General features: G+C 44.8%; 2 protein-coding genes and 1 pseudogene. All 3 read right to left on the minus strand.

What is annotated here, in order from left to right; translation table 11 throughout:
• Positions 1 to 222 (minus strand): annotated as a pseudogene (locus tag Q0R35_RS14940) (phycocyanin subunit beta); the annotation flags it as partial.
• A 391-nt stretch (positions 223 to 613) separates the two neighbouring features.
• Complete coding sequence (locus Q0R35_RS14945) at positions 614 to 1,375, minus strand: phycoerythrobilin:ferredoxin oxidoreductase (protein ID WP_295619934.1); 762 nt, start codon at positions 1,373 to 1,375, stop codon at positions 614 to 616.
• A 103-nt stretch (positions 1,376 to 1,478) separates the two neighbouring features.
• On the minus strand, positions 1,479 to 2,178 hold a 700-nt coding region (locus tag Q0R35_RS14950; RefSeq protein ID WP_366944900.1), incomplete at its 5' end, for a 15,16-dihydrobiliverdin:ferredoxin oxidoreductase.

Consider the following 2,178-nt stretch of genomic DNA (forward strand, 5'->3'; position numbering starts at 1 on the left):
GTAAGCATTTCCACCAGGAGCAATCAGGTTGGGTTGGTCGGCAAATAGACTTCTGGCTGCGTTAGCAACAATTGTCGAAGAGTTGGATGTAATCCGGTTGACTGTATCCATCCGTTTGTTGCCGTCGGCTACCATTGCCGCTAGTGCGTCTAATTGACCAGTGCTAAGGTATTGACCTTGTGCATCTGCTTGGGCGACAACCTTGGAGAATCCGTCTAACATATATTTAATCCTGTATGCGTTTAATAGTTATGGCTTCAAATTTAGCTGCCATGCTTGGAGTAACCCGCAACATAGCTTAACAAATTTGAGAAAACTCTCATATTATAACCAGTTTTGACTGGCTGCTGTCGAGCTGGCTGTTAGTAACCAAGACTACTCATTCACTTAAATATATACAACGTTATGTGAGCCGTTGTTTGTTTGTTGCGATCTTTGTCACAAACGTTAATAATCTCTCTGTGTCAAGCTTCTAACTCAGACATTCGGCACCATAGTGATACCACTTTTAGCTGGTAATCCAGAGCATGTCATCGATCGAGATCGAGCCTCCAGATTTAGAGCAGATTGCTGTTGACTCTGAATCTTGGCTCTCATAAACGATTGATTGGCTTTATACAACTTCAGAATGTGCAGGTGCTGGTAATTTCCGCTCTAGATCGAACAAAAAGCCGTGGATGTACTCTTCCGTCCACTCTTCACCGTAAAACCGCTTGAGCATTCCGCGCGCGGGGTCTTTTTCCGAGCGATACCGGACATAGCGTAGTTGCGCCTGTTTAATCTCTTCCAACCGTTGCGGGTCGGTAATTGGCTCGGCTCGATCGACAAAATTTAGATAGGCTTTAAGATAATCCTTAAAGGCTCCAAATACGTGCGTTTCTACCGCTTCAGTTTCTTGCGGACGCGTCCACAGGAATGCTGGCGAGAAAAATGCGCGTGCTTCTTCAGGAAAATCACCACCCCACGGGAGATGAGCCTGATATTCGTGAAACATCGGTAAAATTGGCGTGCTGTAACGCTCCTGATATGCTGGTTCGCCTGAAAATAACGGCTGCATATCGATCGCAATCAGATGTCCACCTGGTAGCGTAACTAAATCTGCCCCAAAGAAGGGTAAATCGTAGTTTAAGTGGGGGAAAATCACAAAATTGAGTACTTGCAAGGAGCCGCCGCCTTGGACGTGTGCGGCGCGAATTTGCCGCAGTTTGGGCGATTGAAATCCATGACTGGTGGTTAGCACTTCTACCTGTTTATCACCTTTACCCGTCATCGCATTTTTGCGATCGAATCCCGCTGGGATGGGATAATCGCTAACATCTAGCCGCGATTTAAGATAATCGATACCGTAGTCAAGGAAGGGTTGGTAGAGTGTCATTTTCTAGGGAATAGAGGATAGGGGATCGGGAATAGGGATGAGGATTTAGAGGTAGTTTAGGATTTTTTATACGGTTGCAAATATTTTCCCGATCCCCTATTCCCTAGCGAACAGCCAATGGTACTGAGTCTTCAAATAAAAATTCATGCAAGAAGCGTTCCGACCATTCGTGCCCAAAGTAGCTGCTAAATAGTCCTGAAGCTGGGTCGCGTTCGGCACTGTAGCGATCGTAGTCTTGTTGAGCTTTGACGATGCGCTGAATGTCTGAGGGGTCTGTAAGTGGTTCGGCGCGATCGAGCATTTGCCAGTATAAATCTAGATAGTCTTTAAATGCTGCCAGCAATCGCGTCGAAACCGTTTCGACATCTGTTTTGGCAAATAGTAAATACTTGGAAAAATATTGATTGGAATCGTAAAATTTCATCTCCAGATCTTGCGATAAATCTGGATAGCGATCGTGCAGAAACTTCAGCGGCTCGATGTATTTTTTCTGATAAGCTTCATCTTGAAATAACGGCTGAAAGTCAAGCACTACTAAGTTCTTAACTTTGCCAAACGAGAGAAAATCTAATCCTAACAGCGGTAAATCGTAATGATGATTTGGATAAATTACGCAATTAAAAATTTGCGAACTCACACCAGCATCGATATATGTATACCGGATTTTTCGCAACTGGGGGCATTCATAAGACCAGCTTTGAATCGTTGCCGGATTTTTACCTCGATCGCTAACATTCAACTCCAAACCAGCCGGAATTGGTCGCTGTTGGAGATCGAACTTGGCGGTCAGTTCGCTTTCTAAG

The sequence above is a fragment of the Chamaesiphon sp. GL140_3_metabinner_50 genome (assembly GCF_025361915.1).
In the GTDB taxonomy this organism is placed as follows: domain Bacteria; phylum Cyanobacteriota; class Cyanobacteriia; order Cyanobacteriales; family Chamaesiphonaceae; genus Chamaesiphon.

Bases quoted from the DNA above. Each gene is read 5' to 3' on its own strand.
- Q0R35_RS14945 (WP_295619934.1), bottom strand. From the start codon at position 1,375: ATGACACTCTACCAACCCTTCCTTGACTACGGTATCGATTATCTTAAA.